The 25,179-nt window shown below is 61.3% G+C and carries 21 protein-coding genes; 13 read left to right on the plus strand and 8 right to left on the minus strand.

Annotated elements, in window-relative coordinates; translation table 11 throughout:
* Positions 1–8: 8 nt before the first annotated feature.
* Positions 9–860 carry a pantoate--beta-alanine ligase gene (panC, locus tag Q5Y75_RS10930; protein ID WP_306197263.1) on the minus strand — a complete coding sequence of 284 codons (852 nt, stop codon included), beginning with the start codon at positions 858–860 and terminating at the stop codon, positions 9–11.
* The gene (gene panB, locus Q5Y75_RS10935; RefSeq protein WP_306197176.1) at positions 854–1,693 is read right to left on the minus strand and encodes a 3-methyl-2-oxobutanoate hydroxymethyltransferase; all 840 of its coding nucleotides are present in this window, start codon (positions 1,691–1,693) and stop codon (positions 854–856) included. The genes panC and panB overlap by 7 nt, the downstream gene beginning before the upstream one ends.
* 158 nt (positions 1,694–1,851) lie before the next feature.
* Between panB and Q5Y75_RS10940 the strand changes: the two genes are divergently transcribed.
* The 6 genes from Q5Y75_RS10940 (at position 1,852) to Q5Y75_RS10965 (ending at position 9,328) form a co-directional block, all read left to right on the plus strand.
* Entirely contained in the window at positions 1,852–3,339 is a 1,488-nt protein-coding gene (locus Q5Y75_RS10940) for an ABC transporter substrate-binding protein (RefSeq protein WP_306197178.1), read from the plus strand.
* A gap of 61 nt (positions 3,340–3,400) precedes the next feature.
* The gene (locus tag Q5Y75_RS10945; protein ID WP_371933251.1) at positions 3,401–4,474 is read left to right on the plus strand and encodes a ligand-gated ion channel; all 1,074 of its coding nucleotides are present in this window, start codon (positions 3,401–3,403) and stop codon (positions 4,472–4,474) included.
* Between the two features lie 40 nt (positions 4,475–4,514).
* Positions 4,515–5,462 (plus strand): ABC transporter permease, encoded by a 948-nt coding sequence (locus tag Q5Y75_RS10950; protein WP_306197265.1) that lies wholly within the window; start codon positions 4,515–4,517, stop codon positions 5,460–5,462.
* On the plus strand, positions 5,459–6,274 hold the full coding sequence (locus Q5Y75_RS10955; protein WP_306197182.1) for an ABC transporter permease: 816 nt from the start codon (positions 5,459–5,461) through the stop codon (positions 6,272–6,274). Before Q5Y75_RS10950 ends, Q5Y75_RS10955 begins: the two co-directional genes overlap by 4 nt.
* Positions 6,271–7,884 (plus strand): ABC transporter ATP-binding protein, encoded by a 1,614-nt coding sequence (locus Q5Y75_RS10960; RefSeq protein WP_306197184.1) that lies wholly within the window; start codon positions 6,271–6,273, stop codon positions 7,882–7,884. The genes Q5Y75_RS10955 and Q5Y75_RS10960 overlap by 4 nt, the downstream gene beginning before the upstream one ends.
* Positions 7,877–9,328, plus strand: coding sequence for an aldehyde dehydrogenase family protein (locus tag Q5Y75_RS10965; RefSeq protein ID WP_306197186.1), 1,452 nt, complete (start codon positions 7,877–7,879; stop codon positions 9,326–9,328). Before Q5Y75_RS10960 ends, Q5Y75_RS10965 begins: the two co-directional genes overlap by 8 nt.
* Positions 9,329–9,334: 6 nt before the next feature.
* On the opposite strand, the gene pncB is transcribed toward Q5Y75_RS10965, so the two are convergent.
* From pncB to pncA, 3 genes are all read right to left on the minus strand, one after another.
* Complete coding sequence (gene pncB / locus Q5Y75_RS10970; RefSeq protein ID WP_306197188.1) at positions 9,335–10,624, minus strand: nicotinate phosphoribosyltransferase; 1,290 nt, start codon at positions 10,622–10,624, stop codon at positions 9,335–9,337.
* A 58-nt stretch (positions 10,625–10,682) separates the two neighbouring features.
* Positions 10,683–12,905 carry a hybrid sensor histidine kinase/response regulator gene (locus tag Q5Y75_RS10975; RefSeq protein ID WP_306197190.1) on the minus strand — a complete coding sequence of 741 codons (2,223 nt, stop codon included), beginning with the start codon at positions 12,903–12,905 and terminating at the stop codon, positions 10,683–10,685.
* Positions 12,906–12,982: 77 nt separating this feature from the next.
* Positions 12,983–13,576 (minus strand): bifunctional nicotinamidase/pyrazinamidase, encoded by a 594-nt coding sequence (pncA, locus tag Q5Y75_RS10980; RefSeq protein WP_306197192.1) that lies wholly within the window; start codon positions 13,574–13,576, stop codon positions 12,983–12,985.
* A 174-nt stretch (positions 13,577–13,750) separates the two neighbouring features.
* Here pncA and trhO point away from each other — a divergent pair, with 174 nt between their 5' ends.
* On the plus strand, positions 13,751–14,656 hold the full coding sequence (gene trhO, locus Q5Y75_RS10985; RefSeq protein ID WP_306197194.1) for an oxygen-dependent tRNA uridine(34) hydroxylase TrhO: 906 nt from the start codon (positions 13,751–13,753) through the stop codon (positions 14,654–14,656).
* 78 nt (positions 14,657–14,734) lie between these two features.
* Positions 14,735–15,247, plus strand: coding sequence for a potassium channel family protein (locus tag Q5Y75_RS10990; RefSeq protein ID WP_306197196.1), 513 nt, complete (start codon positions 14,735–14,737; stop codon positions 15,245–15,247).
* 3 nt (positions 15,248–15,250) lie between these two features.
* Here Q5Y75_RS10990 and Q5Y75_RS10995 read toward each other — a convergent pair whose 3' ends face one another.
* A complete protein-coding gene (locus Q5Y75_RS10995) occupies positions 15,251–15,580 on the minus strand; it encodes a hypothetical protein (protein ID WP_306197198.1) in 330 nt (109 codons plus the stop codon).
* A gap of 159 nt (positions 15,581–15,739) precedes the next feature.
* Here Q5Y75_RS10995 and Q5Y75_RS11000 point away from each other — a divergent pair, with 159 nt between their 5' ends.
* The 3 genes from Q5Y75_RS11000 to Q5Y75_RS11010 all read left to right on the plus strand — a co-directional run bounded on the left by Q5Y75_RS11000 (position 15,740) and on the right by Q5Y75_RS11010 (position 20,873).
* Entirely contained in the window at positions 15,740–16,990 is a 1,251-nt protein-coding gene (locus tag Q5Y75_RS11000) for an aminotransferase class V-fold PLP-dependent enzyme (protein ID WP_306197200.1), read from the plus strand.
* 103 nt (positions 16,991–17,093) lie between these two features.
* Entirely contained in the window at positions 17,094–19,511 is a 2,418-nt protein-coding gene (locus Q5Y75_RS11005) for a GcvT family protein (protein ID WP_306197202.1), read from the plus strand.
* A 15-nt stretch (positions 19,512–19,526) separates the two neighbouring features.
* The gene (locus Q5Y75_RS11010; protein WP_306197204.1) at positions 19,527–20,873 is read left to right on the plus strand and encodes an MmgE/PrpD family protein; all 1,347 of its coding nucleotides are present in this window, start codon (positions 19,527–19,529) and stop codon (positions 20,871–20,873) included.
* Positions 20,874–20,879: 6 nt separating this feature from the next.
* On the opposite strand, the gene Q5Y75_RS11015 is transcribed toward Q5Y75_RS11010, so the two are convergent.
* On the minus strand, positions 20,880–21,662 hold the full coding sequence (locus Q5Y75_RS11015) for a phosphate/phosphite/phosphonate ABC transporter substrate-binding protein (RefSeq protein WP_306197205.1): 783 nt from the start codon (positions 21,660–21,662) through the stop codon (positions 20,880–20,882).
* Between the two features lie 21 nt (positions 21,663–21,683).
* Entirely contained in the window at positions 21,684–23,282 is a 1,599-nt protein-coding gene (gene glpD / locus Q5Y75_RS11020) for a glycerol-3-phosphate dehydrogenase (protein WP_306197207.1), read from the minus strand.
* A gap of 185 nt (positions 23,283–23,467) precedes the next feature.
* On the opposite strand from glpD, the gene Q5Y75_RS11025 reads away from it, so the two are divergent.
* Together Q5Y75_RS11025 and Q5Y75_RS11030 are read left to right on the plus strand one after the other, a co-directional pair.
* The gene (locus tag Q5Y75_RS11025) at positions 23,468–24,232 is read left to right on the plus strand and encodes a DeoR/GlpR family DNA-binding transcription regulator (protein WP_306197209.1); all 765 of its coding nucleotides are present in this window, start codon (positions 23,468–23,470) and stop codon (positions 24,230–24,232) included.
* A gap of 241 nt (positions 24,233–24,473) precedes the next feature.
* Positions 24,474–25,163 carry a DUF1045 domain-containing protein gene (locus tag Q5Y75_RS11030; RefSeq protein WP_306197212.1) on the plus strand — a complete coding sequence of 230 codons (690 nt, stop codon included), beginning with the start codon at positions 24,474–24,476 and terminating at the stop codon, positions 25,161–25,163.
* The last annotated feature ends 16 nt before the right edge of the window (positions 25,164–25,179 follow it).

Here is a 25,179-nt window from a genome sequence, read left to right on the forward strand (position 1 = left end):
GCGCGCCCTCAGCGCGCGGGGATGGCGATATTGTCGATCAGGCGGACACCTTCGATGAAGGCCGCTGCAAAGAGCCTTGCATCGGTGCTGACGCTGTCCAGAGGCGCGAGCGTCTCGACGTCCCGCAATTCCAGGTATTCAACCGGATCAAAGCCCGCCTGTTCCAGCCGCCGCACCGCGTCGGCCTGCAGTGGCGCGAACCGCGTACCATCAGCCAAGGCCTGCGCCACTTCGCGCATCACCTGATGCAACGCCGCCGCCTGACGCATCCCCGCCTCGCTCAGCCGCCGGTTTCGCGACGACATGGCCAGCCCGGATGCCTCGCGCACGGTCTCGCATCCAACCACCTCGATGGGGATGTTGAGATCGGCGGCCATGCGGCGCACGACCAGAAGCTGTTGATAATCCTTCTCGCCAAAATAGGCCCGGTCGGCCTGGGTCTTGAGGAACAGCTTGGCGACCACCGTGGCGACACCATCGAAATGACCCGGCCGGTTTGGCCCTTCCATCATGTCGGTCAGCCCGTCAACCGTGATGGTTGTGGCAAAGCCTGAGGGATAGACCTCCTCCGGGGTGGGCGCGTAGATCAGATCGACGCCCAGCGGCGACAGCTTGCCAGCGTCCTCTTCCTCGACCCGGGGATAGCTGGTCAGGTCGCCGGGACTGTTGAACTGCATCGGATTCACGAAGATCGTGACAACGATCCGATCACATTGCGCCTTGGCCGCCTCGACCAGCGACAGATGCCCCTCATGCAGGGCGCCCATCGTCGGCACCACACCCACGCTTTGGCCTTCAGAGCGCCACTGCGCCGTCTCAGCGCGAAGATCATTTAAACGGCGCAGGATGCGGGTCATGATTTCGGGGCCTTTTGCGGGGCCTGATCCGCAAACACATGCTCCGCAGCAGGAAAGGTGCGGGCGCGCACCTCAGCCGCGTATTCGGCGATGGCCGCCTCGGCCAGAGGACCAAGATCGGCATAGCGTTTGACAAATTTCGGTTTGAAGGCAGTGAAAAAGCCCAGCATGTCATCAACCACCAGAATCTGGCCGTCGCAACCCGCCGAGGCACCGATGCCAATGCTGGGAATTGCAACCTCGGCGGTGATCCGGTCTGCCAGGGTCTGGGGCACCTTTTCCAGCACCACCGAGAACGCGCCCGCATCCGCGACCGCGCGCGCATCCGCCAGTACCGCTTCGGCCTGCTCCTCGCGGCCCTGAACCTTATAGCCGCCCAGCGTGTTCACCGATTGCGGGGTCAGCCCGATATGCGCCATCACCGGAATGCCGCGCCGCACTAGAAAGCGGATGGTTTCGGCCATCTCGACCCCGCCCTCCAGCTTCACCGCGCCCGCGCCGGTCTCGGCCATCAGGCGAGCGGCGTTGCGAAACGCCTGCGCCGAGCCTTCTTCGTAGGACCCGAACGGCATGTCGATCACCATCATCGACCGGCTGAGCCCGCGCGCCACAGCCTGACCGTGCAGGATCATCATCTCCATCGTCACGCCCAGCGTCGAGGGCAGCCCATGCAGGACCATCCCCACACTGTCCCCCACCAGCACAAAATCGCAATGACCATCCATCATCTGCGCCATCGGCGTGGTGTAGGCGGTCAGGCTGACCAACGGATCGCCGCCTTTCCGGCCCAGGATGTCATCGGCGTTCGGGGCTGTCTTGCGGGCTGTGGCGCTCATGAGCTTGCTTTCGACGAACTGCGGTTCCGGCGGAGATACCAACTGTCACGCGCCAGATGAAGACCGGTTGCGCCAACATATACTTGAATGACCTAAGGTTTCCGACCAGAGTTGGCCAAAGGCCGGGCCAAGGCCAAAGGGATTTCTGGGAGGATACTATGGGGATTTTCGATTCGCGGTCTGTGAAACTGGCGGGTGCATTGGTCGCCGGTCTGTGGTGGTCAACGGCCCATGCCCAGAGCGACATCACCATCGCGCTGCAACTGGAACCACCGCATCTGGACCCCACAAGCGCTGCGGCGCAGGCCATCGACTCAGTCCTCTATACCAATGTCTTCGAGGGGCTGACTCGCTTCATGGGCGACGGCTCGATCGTGCCGGGTCTGGCCGAAAGCTGGGAGATTTCAGACGACGGCAAGACCTATACCTTCAAGCTGCGCGAGGGCGTGAGTTTCCATGACGGCGCGCCGATGAGCGCCGAGGACGTGAAATTCAGCCTCGACCGCGCCCGTGCCGAAGACAGCGCAAACGCCCAGAAGGCGCTGTTTGACGGGATTGCCGAGGTCACCGTGCTGGACCCGCTGACCGTTCAGGTGACCCTGGCCAACCCCAATGGCAGCCTGCTGTTCAATCTGGCCTGGGGGGACGCGGTGATCGTATCCGAGGCGAGCATCGCTGATATCAAGACCAACCCGGTCGGCACCGGCGCCTACAAATTCGCGGAATGGGTGCAGGGGGATCGCATCGAACTCACCCGCAACGATGCCTATTGGGGCGACGCCCCGGCGCTGGAAAGTGCGACGTTCAAATTCATCTCGGACCCCACCGCCGCCTTTGCCGCCGTGATGGCCGAGGATGTGGACGTGTTCGACAACTTCCCCGCGCCGGAAAACCTGCCGCAATTCGAGGCTGACCCGCGCTTTCAGGTGCTGGTCGGTTCGAACGAAGGCGAAACGATCCTCAGCACCAACAACAAACAGCCGCCCTTTGATGATATCCGGGTGCGTCAGGCGATCGCCCATGCCATCGACCGTCAGGCGATCATTGATGGAGCGATGTTCGGCTATGGCACACCTATCGGCAGCCACTTCGCGCCGCATCACCCGGCTTATGTGGATCTGACCGGCAATTCGGCCTTCGACCCCGAAAAGTCGAAGGCGCTCTTGGCCGAGGCCGGGATGGCTGACGGGTTCGAGACCACCTTGCATCTGCCGCCGCCATCTTACGCGCGGCGCGGCGGCGAGATCGTCGCGGCGCAACTGGCTGAGGTCGGCATCACCGCCGAGATCATCAATGTGGAATGGGCGCAATGGCTGGAATCGGTCTTCAAGGGCAAGAATTTCGGCCTGACCATCGTCAGCCACACCGAGCCGATGGATATCGGCATCTATGCGCGGCCCGACTATTACTTCCAGTACGACAATCCCGAATTCCAAACCCTGATGGAGACGCTCAACACCACCACCGATCCGGCAGAACGCGACGCCCTGCTCAAACAGGCACAGCAAATCATCGCGGAGGATTACGTGAATGGGTTCCTGTTCCAATGGGCCAAGCTCAGCGTCGCCAAGGCCGGGGTGCAGGGGCTGTGGGCGGACGCCCCCACAGCGGCCATCGACCTGACCAGCATATCCTGGTCAGAATGACTAAAAGGGCGGCGCGCCACGCGGATGCGTCGCCCTCTCGTGCCAGCTTGACATTCAAGAGATGAATTTGCGCCGCTTTTCCCTGACAGCCTTACTGGCAACCGTGCTGATGCTGCTCATGCTGACTGGACAGGCTATGGCGCAGGGATTGCTGCAAAATGACCATGGGCGCCCCTTGGGCACACCGGGCAAACCGCTGGATGTGGGGATCGGCATCCATATCGACCAGATCACCTTCGTTGACCAGAAATCCGAAAACTACGGCGCCGTCGCGACCTTGCGGTTTCGCTGGAAAGACCCCGCGCTGGCTTATGAGCTAGCCGATTACGAACGCGATGTCCGGGTGTTCAAGACCGACGCCTTTCTGGAATACGCCACAGAAAACGCTGCGATCGTGCCCGCCTTCGTGATCGAGAACCAGCAATCGAACCGCTGGATTCATCAATCGGTCATTGCCGTGACCAGCGAGGGCGAAGCCAATTATTTCGAAAAATCATCGCTGACCCTGCAAGCCCCCTATTTCGACTTCCGCAAATACCCGTTCGACACGCAGCGCTTCTATTACGAGGTGGTTTCCGTCTTCCCCTCACGCGCCGTGCGCTATTCGATCCTGGAAGAGGAATCCGGTCTTGGGGATTTGCTGGGCGAAGAGGAATGGATTCTCGAAAACGCCCAGATGCAGAAATCAACCGTTGTGGGCCTGTCGGGGCTGGAGAGTGACAAGGTGGCGCTGGAATTCACCGGCAGACGGCATGTGCTGTACTACGCGATCCGGATTTTCCTGCCGATGCTGGTGCTGGTCTCGGTCAGCTGGTCGCTGTTCTTTCTGGACGAGTACCGCAAACGCATCGAGATCGCGGGCGCGAACCTGCTGGTTTTTGTGGCCTTCAACTGGGTCATTTCCGACGATCTGCCCAAGCTGGGATATCTGACCTTTCTGGATTTCATCCTGCAATGGATGTTCGTGGTGACCGGGGCCGCGATCGTGTTCAACGTGATGCTGCGACGCATGAAACTGGCCGGGCGCGAGGCGTCCGCGGCCAAGCTGGACAATTACGCGATCAAATGGATCTATCCATTGTCTTATGCGGCGATCATCGGATTTGCGGTCCTGAACTTCCTGGTCACGCCCTAGATGCTGGACCCGCGCCTGACGCAGGCCTAACGTGGCCCCAATGCTGCGCTACACGCTGAAACGCCTTATCTCCCTGGTGCTGAGCCTTGCGGTCGCCTCCCTGGTGATTTTCGCCGTGATCGAGATTGCGCCGGGTGATCCGGCATTGTTCATGCTGGGCGTGAATGCGCAGCCCGACACATTGGCTGCATTGCGCACCGAGCTTGGGCTGGATGCCTCAAAACCCGACCGCTACCTCGCCTGGGTTGGCGGTATGCTGCAAGGGGATTTCGGCACCTCCTATACCTATCGCACCCCGGTGGCGGGGATGATCGCGGACCGGCTCTGGGTTTCGCTACCGCTGACGATCTATGCGCTGGTGATCTCGATCCTGTTGGCCTTTCCGGCAGGCATCTACGCCGCCTCGCGACGCGGAAAGATGGGCGATGCCGCGATGATGGGCACCACCCAGCTGGGCGTCGCGATCCCCAATTTCTGGTTCGCGATGATGCTGGTGCTGGTCTTTGCCGTGAACCTGCGCTGGTTCAATGCGGGCGGCTTTCCCGGATGGGACAAAGGGGTCTGGACCGGGCTGCACGCGCTGACCCTGCCCGCCATCGCGCTGGCCCTGCCACAGGCGTCGATCCTCGCCCGCGTCATGCGCTCCGCCCTGCTGGATGTGCTGGGCGAGGATTTCATGCGCACCGCCCGCGCCAAGGGTCTGAGCCGAGGGCAGGCGCTCTGGCGGCACGGGCTGCGCAACGCGCTGATCCCGGTGCTGACCATCATCGGGCTGCAGGTCTCGTTCCTGCTGGCGGGCGCTATCATCATCGAGCAGGTGTTCTATCTGCCGGGTCTCGGGCGGCTGATCTTCCAGTCGATCAACTCGCGCGATCTGATTGTAGTGGAATCGGTGGTGATGCTGTTGGTCTTCGTGGTGATCACGGTGAACTTCCTCGTCGATCTGGCCTATGCACTTGTCGACCCAAGACTGAGGACGCGCACATGAGCCGGGGCATGTGGATCGGGTCGGTTCTGACGGCTCTGATGTTGGGGCTGGCACTGGTGTCTCTGGTCTGGACGCCCTACCCCTACGCGCAGCTGGACATCCCCAACAAACTGTTGCCCCCCAGCCTTGCCCATCCCATGGGCACCGATCATTTCGGCCGCGATATCCTCAGCATGATCATGGTCGGTATCCGCACGTCAATGGGTGTGGCCATCGTGGCGGTGGCGATCGGGCTTGCCTTCGGCATCCCGCTGGGTTTGCTGGCCAGCCAGCGCAAGGGCGGCTGGGTCGACGAGATGATCATGCGCACCAATGACGTGATCTTCGCCTTCCCCTTGCTGGCCATGGCGATCCTGATCACCGCCGTATTCGGTCCTTCTGCCACCAATGCCATCATCGCCTTTGGCCTCTTCAACATCCCGGTCTTTGCCCGTGTCACACGCGGCGGTGCGCTCAGCCTGTGGGAGCGAGAGTTCATCTTTGCCGCGCGGGTTGCGGGCAAGTCACGCCTGCGGATCAGCGCCGAGCATATCCTGCCCAATATCCTCGGCATCCTGATCGTGCAGGGCACCATCCAGTTCGCCCTCGGCATTCAAGTCGAGGCGGCACTGTCCTTTGTCGGGCTGGGCGTGCAGCCACCAACCCCGTCGCTGGGCCGCATGTTGGCCGATGCCCAGACATTGGTGACCATCGCCCCACATATCGCCATCTTTCCAGGCCTTGCGATCATCGGAATCGTGGTGGGGCTGAACCTGATGGGAGACGGGCTGCGTGACTGGCTCGACCCGCGCATCCGCGTGGTGCGCACGTGAGCCTGCTTGAGATCAAAGGCCTGAACCTGTCCATCGCGGGCAAGCCCATCCTGCGCGATGTCGATCTAACCGTGGCCAAGGGTGAAATCGTTGCCGTCACCGGTGAAAGCGGCTCGGGCAAGTCGATAACCGCGTTTTCGATTATGCAACTGCTGCCCGAAGGCGCCGAGATCAGCGGCGCGATCCAACTGGACGGGACCGAGCTGACCACCCTGCCCGAAACGCGGCTTTGTGCCTTGCGGGGCGCCCGGATCGGGATGGTGTTTCAAGAGCCGATGAGCGCGCTGAACCCGGTCAAGACGATCGGCGATCAGGTGGCCGAAACCATTCTGATCCATGGCGCCATGCCCAAAGATCAGGCCCGCGCACAAGCCCATGAGATGCTCGACCGTGTCGGTCTGCCCCCGGATCAATTCTCACCCACCCGCTTTCCCCATGAGTTGTCGGGCGGCCAGCGCCAGCGGGTGGTGATCGCCATGGCCATCGCCCTGCGCCCCGACCTGCTGATTGCGGATGAGCCGACAACCGCGCTGGACGTCACCACGCAGGCGCAAATCCTCGACCTGCTCAAGGGGCTGGTTGCTGAGTTCGACATGGGGCTGCTGATGATCACCCATGATCTGGCGGTGGTCTCTGACATGGCGGACCGTATCGTGGTGATGCGTGCGGGCGAAGTGGTGGAAACCGGGCCGACACGCCAGCTTTTCGCCAGGATGCGCCACCCCTATACCCGCATGCTGTTCGAAGCGTCGCGCCACAGCGTTGACCTGCCGGAAAAACACAGCTCTGAACCGCTGCTCTCGGTCCAGAACGTGGTGCGCGCATACCGGCTGCCACGCACGAAGCTGTTCGCGCCAGCTGAGTATCACCGCGCAGTCGACAGGGTGAGTTTCACGCTGCGAAAAGGCGAGCGGTTGGGGCTTGTCGGCGAATCCGGTTGCGGAAAATCGACCCTGACACGGGCGATCCTGGGTCTTGAGCCGGTGCAGGGCGGCCAGATTTTGCTGAACGGCGCGTCGGTCTACACGGAGCGCGGTGCCGATCTTGCCGTACGTCGCGGCATGCAGGTGGTGTTTCAGGACCCGTTTGGCAGCTTCAACCCCCGCCATCGCGTCGCGCGGCTGATCACCGAACCCTATCACCTGCTTGAAAAATCGCCCTCCGGCGCAGCACGCGCCGACGCCGTGGCAGAGGCCCTGCGCGCCGTTGGCCTGTCACCCGACGATGCGGGCAAATACATCCACGAGTTCTCTGGCGGACAGCGGCAGCGGATCGCTATCGCCCGTGCCCTGATCATCAAGCCCGATCTGATCCTGTTCGACGAGGCGGTCTCGGCGCTGGACGTTTCAGTCCGGGCGCGCATTCTAGATCTGGTGGCTGAACTGTGCGAGAGCCATGACCTGAGCTATCTCTTCATCAGCCACGATCTGAGTGTCGTGCGCACGATCACCGACCGGGTGCTGGTGATGCGCGCGGGTCGGATCGTGGAAGAAGGCGAGACCGAACAGGTCTTCTCGCATCCTACCCATCCCTACACGCGCGCGCTGATCGCAGCCGCCCCGGTTCTTCCCGATATCGACACCCAGCACAGGAGCCACCCTCATGTCTGATCCGATCTGGTTCGACCCGACGCTTTGCCTGATCGGCAAAGACTGGCAACCCGCGATGGACCGCCAGACGCTGAGCCTGACCAACCCGTCCGATGGAAGCGAGCTCTGCCAGATCGCGCGCGGCGGGGCCGAGGATGTGGACCACGCGGTTGCCGCTGCACGTACCGCACTTGGGTCGGAATGGGGGGCGCTGACCGCAGCAGACCGCGGTCGCATTCTGCTGCGATTGTCCGATTTGGTCCGTGACAGGGTCGAAGACCTTGCCCGCCTGGAAGCGATGGATGTGGGCAAACCCCTGACACAGGCCCGCGCCGACGCGCTGGCACTGGCGCGGTATTGCGAGTTTTACGGTGGGGCCGCTGACAAGGTGCATGGGGAAACCATTCCCTATCTCGACGGCTATACCATCTATACCCTGCGCGAACCGCATGGGGTGACCGGCCATATCGTGCCGTGGAATTATCCGATGCAGATTATCGGCCGCTCGGTCGGTGCTGCGTTGGCAATAGGCAATGCAACGGTCCTGAAACCGGCAGAAGAGGCCTGCCTGACCGCGCTCGCCTTTGCCCATCTGGCCCAAGAGGCCGGGCTGCCCGCAGGCGCGCTGAATGTCGTCCCCGGGCTGGGGCCCGAGGCCGGGGCGGCGCTGGCGACGCATGGCGATGTCGATCACATCTCCTTCACCGGGTCGGTCGCAACCGGCGCTTTGGTGCAGCAGGCGGCGGGCGGCAATGTGGTGCCCGTGACGTTGGAACTGGGCGGGAAGTCTCCGCAGTTGGTCTTTGACGATGCGGACCTGGACGCCGCGCTGCCATTTCTGGTCAATGCAGGCATCCAGAATGCGGGCCAGACCTGTTCGGCGGCCTCCCGCATTCTGGTGCAGCGCGGGGTCTATGACGCGGTGCGCGACCGGATGGCGGCGGCGTATGGCACGTTGACTGTTGGCCACGCTCTGTCGGACCCAAGAGTCGGGCCGCTGATTTCGGGTCGGCAGAAAGAGATCGTCTCGCGCTATCTTGACCTTGGCTCTGACCTCAATGTGGTCGCACAAGGCAGCGTGCTGGCTGATGCGCCGAAGGCGGGGCATTACGTGCGCCCCACGCTGTTTGCCGATGTCCCCGCCGGACACCGGCTCGCACGCGAAGAGATATTCGGCCCGGTTCAGGTCATCATCCCCTTCGATACCGAAGAAGAGGCCCTGACAATCGCCAATGGCACCGATTACGGGCTGGTCGCAGGTATCTGGACCCGAGACGGCGCGCGACAGATGCGGCTAGCGAAACGGCTGCGGTCCGGTCAGGTCTTCATCAACAACTATGGCGCGGCGGGCGGGGTGGAACTGCCCTTTGGTGGGGTCGGCAAATCCGGCCATGGCCGCGAGAAAGGGTTCGAGGCGCTGTATGGCTTCTCGCAACTGAAAACCGTCGCGGCTTATCATGGCTGAGGCGGCTCAGACCACCACGTCGATCTTTTCCTGCGCGCCAACCTGGAACACCCGCTTGTAGCGCGCGATCTCATCCGCCGGGCCCATCGCCTTTTCCGGGTTATCCGACAGTTTGACGGTGGGCCGCCCATCGGCTGACACAGCCTTGCAGACCAGCGAGAAGGGCGCCAGCCCATTATCCGCCACCAGATCGCGGAAATCATTGGTCAACAGCGTACCCCAGCCAAACGAGACCATCGCCTGATCAGAAAACTCCCGGTGCAGAGCCGCAATCATGTCCACATCGAGACCATCGGAAAAGATAATCCGCTTCTTGCGCGGGTCTTCGCCGCGCGCGCGCCACCAGTCGATGGCAATCTGCGCCGCCTTGGCGGGATCGCCGCTATCGACGCGGATACCGGTCCAGCCCGCAAGCCAATCCGGCGCACGATCCAGAAAGCCCTTGGTACCGTAGGTATCTGGCAGGATGATACGCAGATTGCCGTCATGTTCCTCGTGCCAGTCGCTCAACACATCATAAGGAGCCTGCGCCAGTGCCTCGTCGCTTTCGGCCAGCGCGGAATAGACCATCGGCAGCTCATGCGCGTTCGTCCCGATCGCCTCGACCTCGCGCCGCATCGCGATCAGGCAGTTCGAGGTGCCGGTAAAGGCCGGCCCAAGCCCCTCGATCATCGCTTGCACGCACCAGTCCTGCCAGAGGAAGGAATGGCGGCGACGGGTGCCGAAATCGGCAATGCCCAGACCGTCGATGCTACGCAGCTTTTCGATCTTCTCCCAGACGCGGGTCATGGCGCGGGCATAGAGAATCTGCAGCTCAAAGCGGCGCATGTCGTTGATCACGGCGCGCGAACGCAATTCCATCAGCACCGCAAGCGCCGGGATTTCCCACAGCATAACCTCATGCCATAGCCCCTCGAAGGTCAATTCGTACTGATCACCGCGCCGTTCTAGGTGATAGGGCGGCAGGCGCAGCCCTTCGAACCATTCCATGAAGTCGGGTCGAAACATCTGGCGCTTGCCGTAGAAGGTGTTGCCGCGCAGCCATGTGCTCTCGCCTCGGCTCAGGCGCAGCGAGCGAATGTGGTCGAGCTGTTCGCGCAGCTCGCCCTCGTCAATCAGATCCGCCAACGGGACCGAGAGGGTCCGGTTGATCAGCGAAAACCGGACATGCGTATCCGGCCGATTGCGAAATACCGACTGGCACATCAACAGTTTATAGAAATCCGTGTCGATCAGGGACCGGACAATCGGGTCGATCTTCCACTTATGGTTATAGACGCGCGTCGCGATATCCACGGCATACCTCGGGCTTTCTGCCGGTCATGGATACGGCAGGTTTTGCGCCAAGGCAATTTCAATGAGCCGCGCATCGGGCCGAGGCTGTCGCCCGCGCATAGTGCACCAGCCGTTCCATCAGGTCATCCCGCCGGATCGGTTTGCACAGGAAATCATCCATACCGGCGGCATGACAGGCCGCGCGGTCGCTATCGAAGGTGTTGGCGGTCAGCGCGATGATCTTTGGTTGCGCACCATCGCGGGCGCGAATGATCCGCGCCGCCTCCAGCCCGCTCATTATCGGCATGGCGACATCCATCAGGATCAGGTCCGGCGGGTTGCGCTGTACCGCTTCGACCGCCTGCGCACCGTCATGGGCAAACTCCAGGTTCAGCGGCACATCCTTGAGGAATTTGCGGATCAGCAGCCGGTTGACCTTGTTGTCGTCAGCCACCAGCAATCGCATGCCGTCAAGCTCAAGGCCAGGGCTCGGCTCGGCCTTGCCATTAGCGATCTGTGCTTGCGACGCAAAGCCAAAGGGCAGCGTGATGCGAAAGCAGGTGCCCTTTCCGAGCACGGAAGAGACCGTAATGGATCCGCCCATCGCCTCGACCAGCTCTTTCGAGATGGTCAGCCCCAGGCCGGTACCGCCATGGGTGCGGTTGATATCTGCATCCGCCTGTGAAAACCGATCAAAGACATGATCCAGCTTGTCTTCTGCGATCCCGATTCCGGTATCAAAAACCTCTATCTTCACGGTATGCGCATCACCACGCGGCGCGATCGACAAGGTGACACCCACGCAGCCTTCGGCAGTGAATTTCAGAGCATTGCCGATCAGGTTGATGAGGATTTGCCGCAGGCGACCCTCATCCCCCAGCACCAGCGGCGGCACCGCTGTCCGCGCCCTGAACATGAGCTGCAGACCCTTGGACCGCGCCTGCGGAGTCAGCAATTGCGTGCTTTCGCGCAGGCAACTCAGCAGGTCGAAACGCACCGGGCACAGGACCGTCTTGCGCGCCTCAAGTTTGGACAGATCCAGGATATCGTTGATGATGGTCAGAAGCGCCCGCGCAGAGCTGCGGATTGTCAGGGCGTTTTCGCGCTGATCCTCATCCAGCTCGGACTCAAGCAAGACGTCGGCCATCCCGATCACCCCGTTAAGCGGCGTGCGCAACTCATGACTCATCGTCGCCAGAAATTCAGCCTTGGCGCGCGCGCCACGTTCCGCCGCCTCGCGCGCCGCCGCCATTTCGCTGGCATGCGCGCGTGCCGCAGTCACATCCCGTTCGACCGCAACCCAGACCTCGACCCGCCCATCGGGGCATTTGACCGGAACCAGATTGATCTCGATCCAGATATGCTGCCCGGATTTGGCGGCATTCAGGATTTCACCCCTAAATTCATTGCCTGATGCGATCGCCGCCTTGAGCCGTCGAAGCGTTTCGGGGTCGGTCTCTGGCGTGTTCAGAAGATCGCCGGGAAATCGCCCGATCGCTTCCTGCGCGCTATAGCCGGTGATCCGCGTAAACGCCTCATTGACCCAGGTGATCCGACCCTGCGAATCCGAAAGAACGACACTGTCATTGGCATTTCGGGCCACAAGCGACAATTGCTGCGCGTCGCGTTGCCGCCGCTCAAGCCTCCGGCTGTTGCGCAGCAGCTCCAGCGTTGAGGCGCGCTGACGTTTGAAATTGTGGTTCACGAATCCCTGAAAGAGCAAAACCATATAAGCCAGCAGAAGAATTCCGCACAGGTTCGGCAGCAAGGCGGCAGTGTTGCCCGAACTGGTCAGGAACGCGCCGATATTGAGCGCGATTGCGGTTGCACCATAGATGCTCAGCCGCACGATCGCGGCGCAGCGGTGATAGGGCATGGTCAGGCCGGCATCGATCGCGGCCCCGGTCAGAAACGCCATCGCAAAAAACGGCGACTGCCCGGTGACAGGTCCGGTCCAGCCGACATAGACACAAAACACGATTGTCAGCGCCTGAAACGCGGCGGTCAGAGTCGAGATTTGTCGTATCCGTCGGTACCCCCGCCCCGCCGGTATCGGCACCGGCAGAGAGCGTAGATACAGGCAATCGACCGCTTCACCCAGTAGCGCGACCAGAAACGCGATCAGCCCCGAGGCGGGCCCGTTGGTCAGCACCAGCGCAAGACCGCCGACGATGGTCACGATCTGGCGCGTTCCGAAATTGACAATGCGCCAGCGCGCGTAGCGACGTAGCAGCCCGCGTCGGCTGTATTTGCTTTCAAATCCGGTCCGTTGGTCGGTCGGCGGCGACCCGGCATGCGACATGACCCAACCCCGGTCAGTTGTTCCGTTATCCTCAACGGAGTGCCTGACAAAGGTTAAGATTTCGCGACCCGGCTCTTTCAGGTCAGGATGACACCCGCACCGCTCATCGCCTCGATCGCTGCCGCCAGCGACCCGTCCAGATCAATGGCCCGGCAGGCCTCCATCCGTACGGTGACGCCGTAGCCCAGCCGGGCGGCATCCACCGCCGAAAAATGCACGCAGAAATCGGTGGCGAGCCCGACCATCGTCAGTTCGGTGATCCCGCGCGTGCGCAGATAGCCGTCAAGCCCGGTGGGGGTGGCATGGTCGTTCTCGAAAAAGGCGGAATAGCTGTCGATCGCGGCCCGGAACCCCTTGCGCAGGATCAGATCGGCATCGGTGCGCAGATCGGGATGAAACGCGGCACCGGTCGAGCCCTGAATGCAATGATCCGGCCACAACACCTGCGGGCCATAAGGCATCTCGACCAAGTCATAAGGCGCAGCATCAGCATGGCTACTGGCGAAGGAGGAATGCCCCGCCGGATGCCAGTCCTGGGTCAGCAGGACGGTTTCGAACCCCTCCATCATACGGTTGATTTCTGGCACGATCTCGTTCCCGCCGGGCACGGCCAGCGCGCCGCCAGGGCAGAAATCGTTTTGAACATCGATGACCAAAAGGGCTGCAGACATGTCATCCTCCGTTTTTCTGAATGCCTAGGCATCGCGCCGCCCCGCGTCAATCGGCGTCTTGCGGATGCGGCCCATCGGGACTAAAGCAAAGCCGCCGGAAACGCCCGCGGCCCAGTGCAGAGCCTGAGGCGGCCTTATCTGCCCTTTTGGCACCAAACCAAGCTGGACTTCCCCATGTACACGATCGCCGCCCTTTACCACTTTTCCCGCTTCGCGGACCCTGCCGCCCTCAAGCCTGCGCTGCTGGACCTGTGCCAGGCACAAGGCGTGAAAGGCACACTCCTGCTGGCGGGCGAGGGCATCAATGGCACCATTGCTGGTCCGCGCGCGGGAATCGATGCGGTGCTAGCCCATATTAGCGCTTTGCCGGGCTGCTCGGATCTGGAATGGAAAGAGGCGACAAGCGATCACCCACCTTTCGGCAAGATGAAAGTGCGTCTGAAGAAAGAGATCGTCACAATGGGACAGCCCGATGTCGATCCAAAGGCGCGCGTCGGGCATTATGTGGAACCCGAGGACTGGAACGATCTGATCCGCTCCGACGATGTGGTGGTTATCGATACACGCAACGACTACGAGGTCGCGATCGGCACGTTCGAGGGGGCCATCGACCCCAAGACCGACAGTTTCCGCGAATTTCCCGAATGGTGGGCCGCCAACAAGGACCGGTTCCACAACAAGCGGGTCGCAATGTTCTGCACCGGCGGCATCCGCTGCGAAAAATCAACCAATTACCTGCTTGGCCAAGGGGTCGAGGACGTGTTCCACCTCAAGGGCGGCATCCTACGCTATCTCGAAGAGGTGCCGCAAGAAAACAGCACCTGGAACGGCGAGTGCTTTGTGTTCGATAACCGTGTCTCGGTCGGCCATGGGCTGGTCGAGGGGCCGCACAAGCTCTGCCATGGCTGCCGCCGCCCGATCTTACCCGAAGATCGCAACCGGCCCGAATTCGAGGCGGGCGTGTCCTGCCACCAGTGTGTTGACAAGACCAGCGAGGCCGACAAGACCCGCTTTCGCGAGCGCCAGAAACAGATCGCGCTGGCCCGCGCCCGTGGCGAAGAGCATCTAGGTCAGGTTTAGGGGCCGAACATCAAAGGCTTGCACAGCGCGCGCTGAAGCGTGATGGTTCCACTGGAGAAGCCCCCAGACGGTTCAGCAATGTCCGAACAGATCACATTGGCAAATGAATTCCGCCGCACTCTGCTGGGGGCCGCCGCCATGGTCTTTGTCAGCAGTGCGGCGTTTTATTTTCTGTCCCATCTCGATGAGAAACAGGCCGGGGATGCCTTTGGCAATATCGCCACCATCGGGTTGGCGATCTGGCTGCTGGTGCAGATCTGGCTGCATGTGGTGCTTGTGGAAAGCCCGCGGCGGCAACTGGTCATCATGGGGATTTCTTTCATTCAGGTGGTGCCATTCCTGTTTGCCGCTGTCTATGGCGCGTTCGGCTATAGCGACCTTTGCGTCATTGGCGCAGAAAAGCCTTCCGACATGCTCTATTTCTCTTACGTGACCTTCACCACGGTCGGTTATGGCGACCTGCAGCCCGTCGGGCTATGCCGTGGTGTGGCAGTGGCAGAGGCGGTTACGGGCTATGTGCTACTTGGCCTGTTTGTTGCGGCCACCATTGCGTCTTACACGCGCACGCATCCGCGCAATGGCGGGACCTGAGCATCAGCGATTGCGGTCAATCCACTCTGACATCCGTTTCTTGTTGCGAAAACACTCATGCGGGATCGGGCGGCGTTTGAGACGCGACAGACGCTCGGCATAAGACACCTGCTTACCACTGGGATAGGCATCAAAGGGCGACGCGCCATGTCCCTTATGCGCAGAAATCCATTCAGACATCCGCCGCCTGTCGCGCCGCGCCTCCGGCGGGATTTCCAGTGCGGACCGCGTGGCAATTGCAGTGGCAAACTGCATCTGCCGATCGGTCACCGGCAGCAGGTGATAATCATTTCCCGGCTCATTGAACCAGGCGTCACGGGCGGTGTTAACCATGAGAGACATCCTTGTTCCTTAACAGAAGGTATATAGAACAAAATATGAACATTTTCAAGATCACGTCGCTGAGGTGATAGTTTCAGGTCGCGGCAAGGCTGGAAAACCGCCGCAAGCTGGGGTCTGTTCGTCGTGACTGCCCCAATAAGGTTTGCCTCCATGCCATCGATCTCTCCGGAACTTTTGACCAGCATCCGCGCCCGCTTTGCCCAGATCGATCACTGCCCACAGCAGGGTCCGCGCATCTTCTTTGAAAACGCAGGCGGGGCACTGACCCTGAATTCGGTGGTCGACACGTCAACACGCTATGCGGCGATCCCGGACAATCAGGGCCGCGACAATCCCGGCAGCCATGAGCTGGTGCGGGTCATCACCAAGGCCAAGGAAGATATGCGAGCCTTCATGAACGCCAAGGGCGGGCAGTTCTTTGTCGGCGAAAGCGGGACCGAACTGCTGTTCCGCCTGATCATGAATGCCTGTCTGGGCACCGGAGCGGGCGTCGTATTAGGCTCTACGCTGGAACATCCTGCCACGCGCAGCGCCTGCGCCCGCTGGGCCGAGATCGCCGGGCAGAGCCACGTCCTGATCCCGCATGACGACGCAACCGGCACCATCACTGCCGAGGCCTACGCGCAAGCGGTGACGCCCGACACCAAGGTTGCAACTATCATCCATACGTCGCCGGTCACCGGCATGGGGGTGGATGTGGCCGCAGTCTCGGCGGCGATCCGGGCGGTGGCGCCCCAGGCGGTCATCATCGTGGATGGCATCCAACACGCTGCCCATGGCCGGATAGACATCGACAGTTATGATGTCGACGGCTATGTGATCTCGCCTTATAAGGTGTTTTCGCGCCACGGTTACGGGCTGGCCTGGATCTCGGACGGTCTGACCCACCTGCCCCACAACGCATTGATCGACGGCCCCGAAGACAATTGGGAGATGGGTACGCGCGATACCGGCTCTTACGCGACATTGTCGGATCTGGCGGATTATTTCGAATGGCTCGGCGCGCAAGTATCCGGGGAATCCGACCGCCGCGCCAGATTTGTGGCAGCCGGAGAAGCCATTCACGCCCAGGAAAAGGCGCTGACCGATGCGATGATCCACGGCACCGGCAACTTGCCGGGCCTGAAGGACATGAACGGCATGCACATCATCGGCGGCATCGACAACCCCGCGCGCGAGGGGCTGGTCTCGCTCTGGGTCGACGGCATCCCATCGGTGGAGTTGGTCCGCAAGCTGAACGATCAGGGCATGCGCACCCATCTGCGCAAGGCCGATCATTACTCCGGCAACATCCTGACCCCGCTTGGGCAGGAGGCCTGCGTGCGTGTCTCGATGTGCCACTACAACAGCGAGCATGAGGTGGCGCAGTTCCTTGCCGCAATGAAGGCGATCTGCGGCTAATCCAACCCCGTTCCCGACGCACCATGTCGGGAACGGGCCATACACCACTCGATTCCTGTGGCTTTCTGATCCCCAGCACGGGGAAGCAGGGAGCGCACACGTTATGAAAACCCACGCACAGGCCGTCGTCATCGGAGGCGGGCTGATCGGCTGCTCGGTCCTCTATCATCTGGCGAAGCTGGGCTGGACCGATGTGTTCCTGCTTGAACGCGATGAGCTGACATCCGGGTCCACATGGCATGCAGCAGCGGGCATTCACGGGCTGCATGACAACAACAACGTCACCCGCATCCAGCACTACACGATGAACCTCTACAAGGAGCTGGAGCAGGAAACCGGTCAGGGCTGCGGCGTGTTTCAGCCCGGCTCGCTCTATCTGGCGCAGACCGAAGCGCGTGAGCATCAGCTGCGCCTGCAAGAGGCGAAGGCGCGCTTCTATGGCCTGAATTTCCATGAGCTCAGCCGCGAACAGGCGATGGAATTGCACCCCTTGGCGCAGTTCGACGACATCCGCTGCATCATGTATGAACCCGATGGCGGCAATGTCGATCCCTCTGGTGTAACGCATGCTTATGCCGCCGGTGCCCGCAAGATGGGCGCCACGATCGAGCGGTTCTGCCCCGTGTTAGGGACGGATCCGCAACCGGACGGATCCTGGATCGTGCGCACGGAGAAGGGGGACATTCACACCCAATGGGTGGTGAATGCCGCCGGGCTGTGGGGCCGCGAGGTGGCGGCGATGGCGGGGCTGACCCTGCCCCTGCAGCCGACCGAGCATCAGTATTTTGTGACCGATGCGATTGATGAGGTTGCGGCCCTCGGTCGTCGCCTGCCTTCCATCGCCGATCGCGATGGCGAATATTACTTCCGGCAAGAAGGCAACGGGCTGCTGATCGGAGCCTATGAGAAAGACATGCGCTTCTGGGCCGAGAACGGCACGCCGCTGGATTTCGCCCATGACCTGTTCCCCGACGATCTGGACCGGATCATGGACAATGTGATGCGTGCGACCGAACGCGTGCCGGTTGCCGCCACTGCCGGGGTGAAGCGCGTCATTAACGGCCCGATGATCTGGTCGCCGGATGCCAACGCGCTCTGGGGGCCTGTACCGGAACTGAAGAACTATTTCCTCTGCGGCGGCATCATCCCCGGTTTCTCGCAATCCGGCGGGTTGGGGCTGCTGGCTGCGCAATGGATGATCGAGGGCGAGCCGCAATATGACATGTTCGCCTGGGATCTGGCGCGCTTTGATGACTGGGCGGACAAGGCTTTCACCAAGGCCCGCGTGCAGGATCAATACACGCATCGCTTCGCCATCCATTTCCCCAATGAGGAACGCGAGGCAGGGCGTCCCGCACGGATGCGGCCCGTTTACGAGATGCAAAAGGACATGGGTGCCGTCTTTGGCCTCAATTCCGGTTGGGAACATCCCCTGTGGTTTGCGGATCAACCGGGGACGGTCGACACCAACAGCTTCACCCGCCAGAACTGGTGGGAACCGGTCGGGCGCGAGGTCAGGATGCTGCGCGAGGCAGTGGGCGTCATCGATATCTCGAACTTCGCCAACTACGTGGTCAAAGGTCCGGGCGCGCAAGACTGGCTGGACCATCTGGTAGCCAATCGTGTGCCGTCCGATATAGGGAGGTCCTGCCTGACCCCGCTGATCGGCATCCGCGGCGGGATCGCCGGGGATTTCACGATCACCAAGACCGGCGCGGACGCCTATATGATGGTCGGCTCGGGCATGGCCGAACGCTATCACCAGCGCTTCTTCGATATGGTCGAAAGGCCCGAAGGCACCACGTTTGAGCGTGCGACCAATCGCATTGCCGGGTTCAACGTCGCCGGACCAAAGGCGCGTGACTTGCTGCAGCGGCTGACCAATGCCGACCTGTCCAACGACGCCTTCCGCTTCATGCGATCGGCAACAATCGAGGTGGCGGGCGTTACGTGCCTTGCCATCCGTGTCAGCTTCACTGGCGATCTGGGATGGGAGCTGCATTGCGCCGAAGGGGATCAAATCAGGCTCTATACAGCGCTATTGGAGGCTGCGCACGACCTTGGCGGCGGGCCGGTCGGCGGGCGCGCCCTGGGGGCGTTGCGGATCGAAAAGGGTTATGGCTCCTGGGGGCGGGAATACAGCCCCGAATACTGGCCACAAGAAGTCGGGCTGGAGCGTCTGATCAAGCTCGACAAGGATTTCCTCAACAAGGAGGCCTACCTGCAGATCAAGGACAACGCACCGCGCGAGGTGCTGTCGGTCTTTGCGGTCGAGGCCAACCATGACGCCGATGCCAGCGGCGGTGAGCCGATTTTTCTGCCCGATGGCCGTCCGGTCGGTCGGGTCACCTCGGGCGCTTATGGCTATTCGGTTGGCCAGTCCCTTGCGATCGGGTTTGCCGACCCCGTGCTGGCCAGCCCCGGCGATGAGGTGGAGATTTTCATTCTCGGCAAGCCGCATCGGGCGACGCGCCTTGCCACGCCGCCCTTCGATCCAGAGGGCCTTCATTTGCGCAACTGATCAGGGAGAACGACCATGACCGAGCGTTTCAACAGGATCGCAGACTTCGCCCTGCATTTGAAACCGTCGGACATCCCCGACAGCGCCCTGCATGCGGCCGCGCTCATGATGCTGGACACGCTCGGTATCGTCGCAGCCTCAACCCCGATGGAAGCCGGTGTGATCGCGCGCGACACAGCAGACTTGCTTTATGCCAGTAATGATCCCGGTCATGCTGCAAGAATGCTGTTTGACGGGCGCAAAGTCAGCATGGCGGGTGCAGCTTATGCTGCAGCGACGCAGACCGACAATCTGGACGCGCATGACGGGTTCAATCCGGTCAAGGGCCATATCGGCGTCGCTGTCATTCCCGCGCTTGCCGCGCTGGCACAGCATCTGCCGGATCTCAGCGGGCGCGACGCATTGGCCGCCATCACCATCGGCTACGAGATCGCCGGGCGGGCGGGTCTGGCGCTGCATGCCTCGGTCAGCGATTACCACACGTCGGGCGCGTGGAACGCCCTTGGCGTGGCAGCGGTGGCCGCGCGGCTGCGGGGACATTCGGCGGATCAACTGCGACAGGCGCTTGGCATCGCCGAATATCATGGCCCCCGATCACAGATGATGCGCGAGATTGCCAACCCGACCATGCTCCATGATGGCTCCGGCTGGGGCGCGATGGTCGGTATCTCTGCCGCTATCCTTGCCGAGCGCGGCTTTACCGGCGCGCCCGCGATTACCGTCGAAGATGCCAATATAGAGCCGCATTGGAATGATCTCGGCCAAGTCTGGCAGATGGAGCAGCAATATATCAAACCCTACCCGATCTGCCGCTGGGCGCATGCCGCCATAGATGCCGTTGCCCGCATCATGCAGGACCATGGCCTGACCCACGAGCAGATCACCCGCGCTCGGATCAACAGCTTTCACGAGGCCGCCTGCCTGTTTCCCGGCATGCCCGAAACCACGTCGCAAGCGCAGTATTCGCTGCGCTTTGCCGTTGCCAGCCAGATGGTGCATGGGCAGATCGGCGTTGCGCAGATTTCCGGGGCGGGTCTGACAGACCCGGTGGTCGCCGCCCTGATACAGCGGATCGAAGTGGCCGAAACCGAGGGTCACAACGCCCGTTTCCCGGCCTGCCGCACCGCTGATGCAGAGGTCGAGACATCGGATGGCCAGGTGCTGCGCTCTAGCGATACGCATGCACGCGGCGGGGTGGAAGTTCCCATGTCCGAGGAGGAGATCATCGGAAAGTACATGTCCTTCGCCGCGCCCTGTCTGGGTGAGACCCGCGCGATTGCGGTCAGCGACCGTGTTTTGGGTCTAACACAGGCAGAAAGTCGCGTATCCGATCTGCTACCCCTGCTGTGTGAACCACTGTAAGCGCGCTCAATCGCTGGCGGTTTCAGGCGGGTTCGGGATGGAGAGATAGGCCTCACGCGGGATGCGGGTGATCCCTTTCAGCCCCAGAAGGCGGCGATCAGCATCGTCCAATAGCGATATGGCAACTTGCACCGCGTCAAAGATCCTATCGGCGGGTTGTCCCTTTGCCGTAATCAGCGGCAGGCCCGGGGTCGGCTCTGTCTGGTCCAAAACGCGCAGCTTTTCCGCAAAAGGCTCATGAGCCTTGATCAACCGCCAGCTCACCGCATCCAGCGCGGCGATATCGGCTTTGCCCTCGTCAACAGCGCGCGCCGAGTTCAGATGGCTATGGGTGTGCAGCCTGTGTTCGAACCAGAAGTCTCGCGTCATTGTATGCGCAAACGGCGCGGCATAGCCGGATTGCGAAAAACTCTCATTGAAAGCGAATATCGCGGCCTCGAAGGCCTCGACCCGGTTCCGGCTGTCATCCGCGCGCACAACCAGCACAGAGCGGTAATAACCGAGCGCACAGCCTTCAACCCCGAAGTCAGGCGTTCCGACCAGTTCGACCTTGTCCTTCAGCCAGAGACGATAGGGCATGCCACAGGTCTGGCTCAGCACCAGTTCCGGATCGGTCCAGACCGCAAATTCTTCGGCCTCCTGAGACAATTCCTGCGGAGCGGTGACGCCTGACAAGGCAAGATTGGCCCGTATCAGACCCCAATACCGGGCAATCGCCCCGTCCAACTCGGGACGCCGATACATCATCAGGCTGGCGATCATCGTGGCAAACGGCTCCTGTCTGGTCATCGCCGGATCGCTCGCCATCTGTCATGCGGCGTCGCCGGGCACCTCACCGTTCTGGCGCTGCTGCATCCATGCGTCAAGCTGCTCGACCTGCTCGCCACTCATCCGCAAACCCAGCTTGGTCCGCCGCCAGACCACGTCTTCGGCGCGGCGCGCATATTCATGGGTCATCATCCAGACCACTTCACGCTCGGTGAGGGTCGCACCGAAATCCTGCCCCAGATCCTCGGGGCTTTTGGCATCGCCCATTACTGCATTGGCCTCGGTGCCATAGGCCCGGACAAGACGAAATGCGTGGTAGGGGCCGAGGAACGGATAGTCCCGTGCAAGGTCACTAACCAGCCGATCAAACCCGTCCACCGGGAAATCGCCCCCCGGCAGCGGCACGCCAGCGGTCCATGGGCCTTTCGGGTTCGGCAGATGCTCGGTGATCTTCTCAAGCGCCGATTCCGCGAGCCGTCGATAGGTGGTGATCTTGCCACCGAAGACGTCTAGAACGGGCGCGCCGCCTGAGGCCTCAACCTTGAGTTTGTAATCCCGCGTCGCGGCTGTCGCCGAGCTGGCGCCGTCATCGTAAAGCGGGCGCACACCGGAATAGGTCCAGACCACATCGGCATCGCTCAGCTGGGTCTGAAAATACTGGTTAGCGAAGTTCAGCAGATAAGCCTGTTCCTCGGGCGTGCAGCGCGGCTTGTCATGGGGATCGTGATGCTCGGCATCGGTGGTGCCGATCAGGGTGAAGTCGGTTTCATACGGGATCGCAAAGATGATCCGACCGTCTGTACCCTGAAAGAAGTAGCACTTGTCATGATCATAGAGACGCTTCGTCACGATATGGCTGCCGCGCACTAGGCGGACATCCGCGCGGCTGTTGATATGGATCTTGGTATGAATGATGTCACCGACCCATGGGCCTCCAGCGTTAACCAGCATGCGGGTATGGATGATGCGAGTTTCGCCATCGGGGGTTTCGATCGTCACATGCCACAGGTCATCCGCGCGCTTAGCGCTGAGCACCTTGGTACGGGTCATGATCTTTGCCCCGCGCGCCTCGGCATCGCGCGCGTTCAGCGCCACAAGGCGAGCATCTTCGACCCAGCAATCGGAGTATTCGTAGGCCTTTTCGAACTTGGGATTGAGCGGCTTGCCCTCAGCGCTTTCCCGCAGCCGGAGCGACGAGGTCCCCGGCAGGATTTTGCGTCCACCCAGATTGTCATAAAGGAACAGCCCCAGCCGGATCAGCCAGGCCGGTCGGCGCCCCTTCATCCAGGGCATGAAGAGGTTTAGCAGTTTCGACGTCGGCGTCTCGCTCTCAAACCGCATATCCTTGTGATAAGGCAGCACAAAGCGCATCGGCCAGGAGATATGCGGCATCGCTTTCAGAAGCGTCTCACGCTCGATCAGTGCCTCGCGGACCAGCCGGAACTCGAAATATTCAAGATAGCGCAACCCGCCATGAAAGAGCTTGGTCGAAGCTGATGAGGTTGCCGAGGCAAGATCGTTCATCTCGGCCAGCGTCACTGAATAGCCGCGCCCGGCCGCGTCGCGTGCAATGCCGCAGCCGTTGATGCCGCCGCCAATGATAAAAAGATCGCAAACGCCTGTCTCGCCATCTGTCGACATCAGAGCCTCCTGGGCCGAATCTATTCCCATGGCGCTCTATCTCAAAAAAACGAACAAAAAGGAAGATATTTGATTTCGTTTAAACGCCTTTTTGCTTTATTTATGGGTCTTCTGTGATAGCAATCCGAGAAAAGCCCCGTGCAAGATGCATCAGCCACTGCGGGCTGCTGTGACAGGAGACTGAATTGGCCCAGACATTCCGCCATCCCGAGATTATCGAGATCGCCCGCCGCGATGGCAAGGTCACGGTCGAAGGGCTGGCGCAGCATTTTGGCGTGACGCTGCAGACCATCAGGCGCGACCTGACCGAGTTGTCCGAGGCCGGCAAGCTGGACCGGGTGCATGGCGGGGCGGTTCTCCCCTCGGGCACAAGCAATATCGGCTATGAAGAACGGCGCGGGCTGAACCATGCGGGCAAGATCGACATCGCCCGCGCCTGCGCCGCGCGGCTGCCCAATGATTGTTCGATCTTCCTTAATATCGGCACCACGACCGAGGCAGTTGCCGGGGAACTTCTGAGCCACGAGAACATCCTTGTGGTGACCAACAACATGAACGTCGCCAACATTCTGGCCGCCAACCCGGGCTGTCAGGTCAATGTGACCGGTGGCACGTTGCGCCGGGCCGATGGGGGCCTTGTTGGCACCATCACCACTGATGTCATACAGCAGTTTAAGTTCGACTACGCGGTCATCGGCTGCTCAGCACTCGATCCGGACGGAGATTTGCTGGATTTCGACATTCGCGAAGTGGGCGTCAGCCGCAGCATCATTCGCCAGTCCCGACAGGTGATCTTGGTTGCCGACCACACCAAGCTGCAACGCAACGCCCCGGCGCGGATCACCACATTGGGCGCGTTGGACTGTTTCATCACCGACAGGCCAGTTTCGGCCAAGTTGAATGCGGCCTGCGCTGATTGGGGCACTGACGTTGTGATTGCAGGCGGGTGATCGGAGGGGTCCTGAAAAGTCAACAGGGACTGACCGGTAATTGATCAGTCCCTGTTTGGGGAGGTGTGAGCTGGGGGCGCATCACTTATGATACCTCTGATGACAGTGTTAACCTATTTTCCGTTGAGTCGAAAATACGGGGATTCCCGTAAGTCGGGATAATTCTTGTATCAAACAAACAGGTTTTCCATTATTTACAAATAGTTATAGGAAAAACTCGGGCGACGGCACCAGGGCGAAAATGAACAATTACAGTAGATACGCAGTATTTCACACGCCCCCGCGCGGAATACTGGCCGAAAAGGCCGCTCAATGGCTCGGCTGGGACTCGATTTCGGGCCTTACTCCGGTGCCTGCCGCGTTGGATGGGCTACCTAGTTCGAATCGCAAACTAACAGCGCGACCTAGAAAGTATGGGTTTCATGGCACATTGCGCCCACCTTTCCGTCCGGCGCAGGGTATGACCCTCGACAGTCTTCGGGACATGACAGACGATCTTGCGCGCAAATTGAGCCCAGTAACGCTGGACCGGATGTCGGTAGCCTCGCTGGGCCCGTTTTTGGCCTTTCGCCCGGGCGGTGAAACCCGACCGCTCAATGATCTGGCGGCGCAGGTCATCGAGGCGACCAATACATGGCGCGCGCCTTTGAGCGTCGAAGAGCGCGCCAAGCGCAATCCCGACCGTCTGACCCCACAGCAGCGCGCGCTGCTGGATCAATGGGGATATCCGTTTGTGATGGAGGCGTTCCAGTTTCACATGACCCTGACCGGACCGCTGCGGCAAGATGAACAGGACCAGCTACAACCCGTGCTGGCTGGGTATTTCGAAGGCTGCGTTCCCAACCCCTACCCGATCTCCGACCTGTGCCTGATGGGCGCGGCAGAGGTTGGCAGGTTCCGACTGCTCTCGCGCCACCCTCTGGGTGGATAAAGGCACCGCCAGCAAG

This window comes from Ruegeria discodermiae (genome assembly GCF_030758345.1).
Classification (GTDB): domain Bacteria; phylum Pseudomonadota; class Alphaproteobacteria; order Rhodobacterales; family Rhodobacteraceae; genus Ruegeria_C.

Coding starts and splice junctions, on each gene's coding strand:
- panB (WP_306197176.1), bottom strand. CDS start 1,693: ATGAGCGCCACAGCCCGCAAGACAGCCCCGAACGCCGATGACATCCTG.
- Q5Y75_RS10940 (WP_306197178.1), top strand. CDS start 1,852: ATGGGGATTTTCGATTCGCGGTCTGTGAAACTGGCGGGTGCATTGGTC.
- Q5Y75_RS10945 (WP_371933251.1), top strand. CDS start 3,401: ATGAATTTGCGCCGCTTTTCCCTGACAGCCTTACTGGCAACCGTGCTG.
- Q5Y75_RS10950 (WP_306197265.1), top strand. CDS start 4,515: ATGCTGCGCTACACGCTGAAACGCCTTATCTCCCTGGTGCTGAGCCTT.
- Q5Y75_RS10955 (WP_306197182.1), top strand. CDS start 5,459: ATGAGCCGGGGCATGTGGATCGGGTCGGTTCTGACGGCTCTGATGTTG.
- Q5Y75_RS10965 (WP_306197186.1), top strand. CDS start 7,877: ATGTCTGATCCGATCTGGTTCGACCCGACGCTTTGCCTGATCGGCAAA.
- Q5Y75_RS10975 (WP_306197190.1), bottom strand. CDS start 12,905: ATGTCGCATGCCGGGTCGCCGCCGACCGACCAACGGACCGGATTTGAA.
- pncA (WP_306197192.1), bottom strand. CDS start 13,576: ATGTCTGCAGCCCTTTTGGTCATCGATGTTCAAAACGATTTCTGCCCT.
- trhO (WP_306197194.1), top strand. CDS start 13,751: ATGTACACGATCGCCGCCCTTTACCACTTTTCCCGCTTCGCGGACCCT.
- Q5Y75_RS10990 (WP_306197196.1), top strand. CDS start 14,735: ATGTCCGAACAGATCACATTGGCAAATGAATTCCGCCGCACTCTGCTG.
- Q5Y75_RS10995 (WP_306197198.1), bottom strand. CDS start 15,580: ATGGTTAACACCGCCCGTGACGCCTGGTTCAATGAGCCGGGAAATGAT.
- Q5Y75_RS11000 (WP_306197200.1), top strand. CDS start 15,740: ATGCCATCGATCTCTCCGGAACTTTTGACCAGCATCCGCGCCCGCTTT.
- Q5Y75_RS11005 (WP_306197202.1), top strand. CDS start 17,094: ATGAAAACCCACGCACAGGCCGTCGTCATCGGAGGCGGGCTGATCGGC.
- Q5Y75_RS11010 (WP_306197204.1), top strand. CDS start 19,527: ATGACCGAGCGTTTCAACAGGATCGCAGACTTCGCCCTGCATTTGAAA.
- Q5Y75_RS11015 (WP_306197205.1), bottom strand. CDS start 21,662: ATGACCAGACAGGAGCCGTTTGCCACGATGATCGCCAGCCTGATGATG.
- glpD (WP_306197207.1), bottom strand. CDS start 23,282: ATGTCGACAGATGGCGAGACAGGCGTTTGCGATCTTTTTATCATTGGC.
- Q5Y75_RS11030 (WP_306197212.1), top strand. CDS start 24,474: ATGAACAATTACAGTAGATACGCAGTATTTCACACGCCCCCGCGCGGA.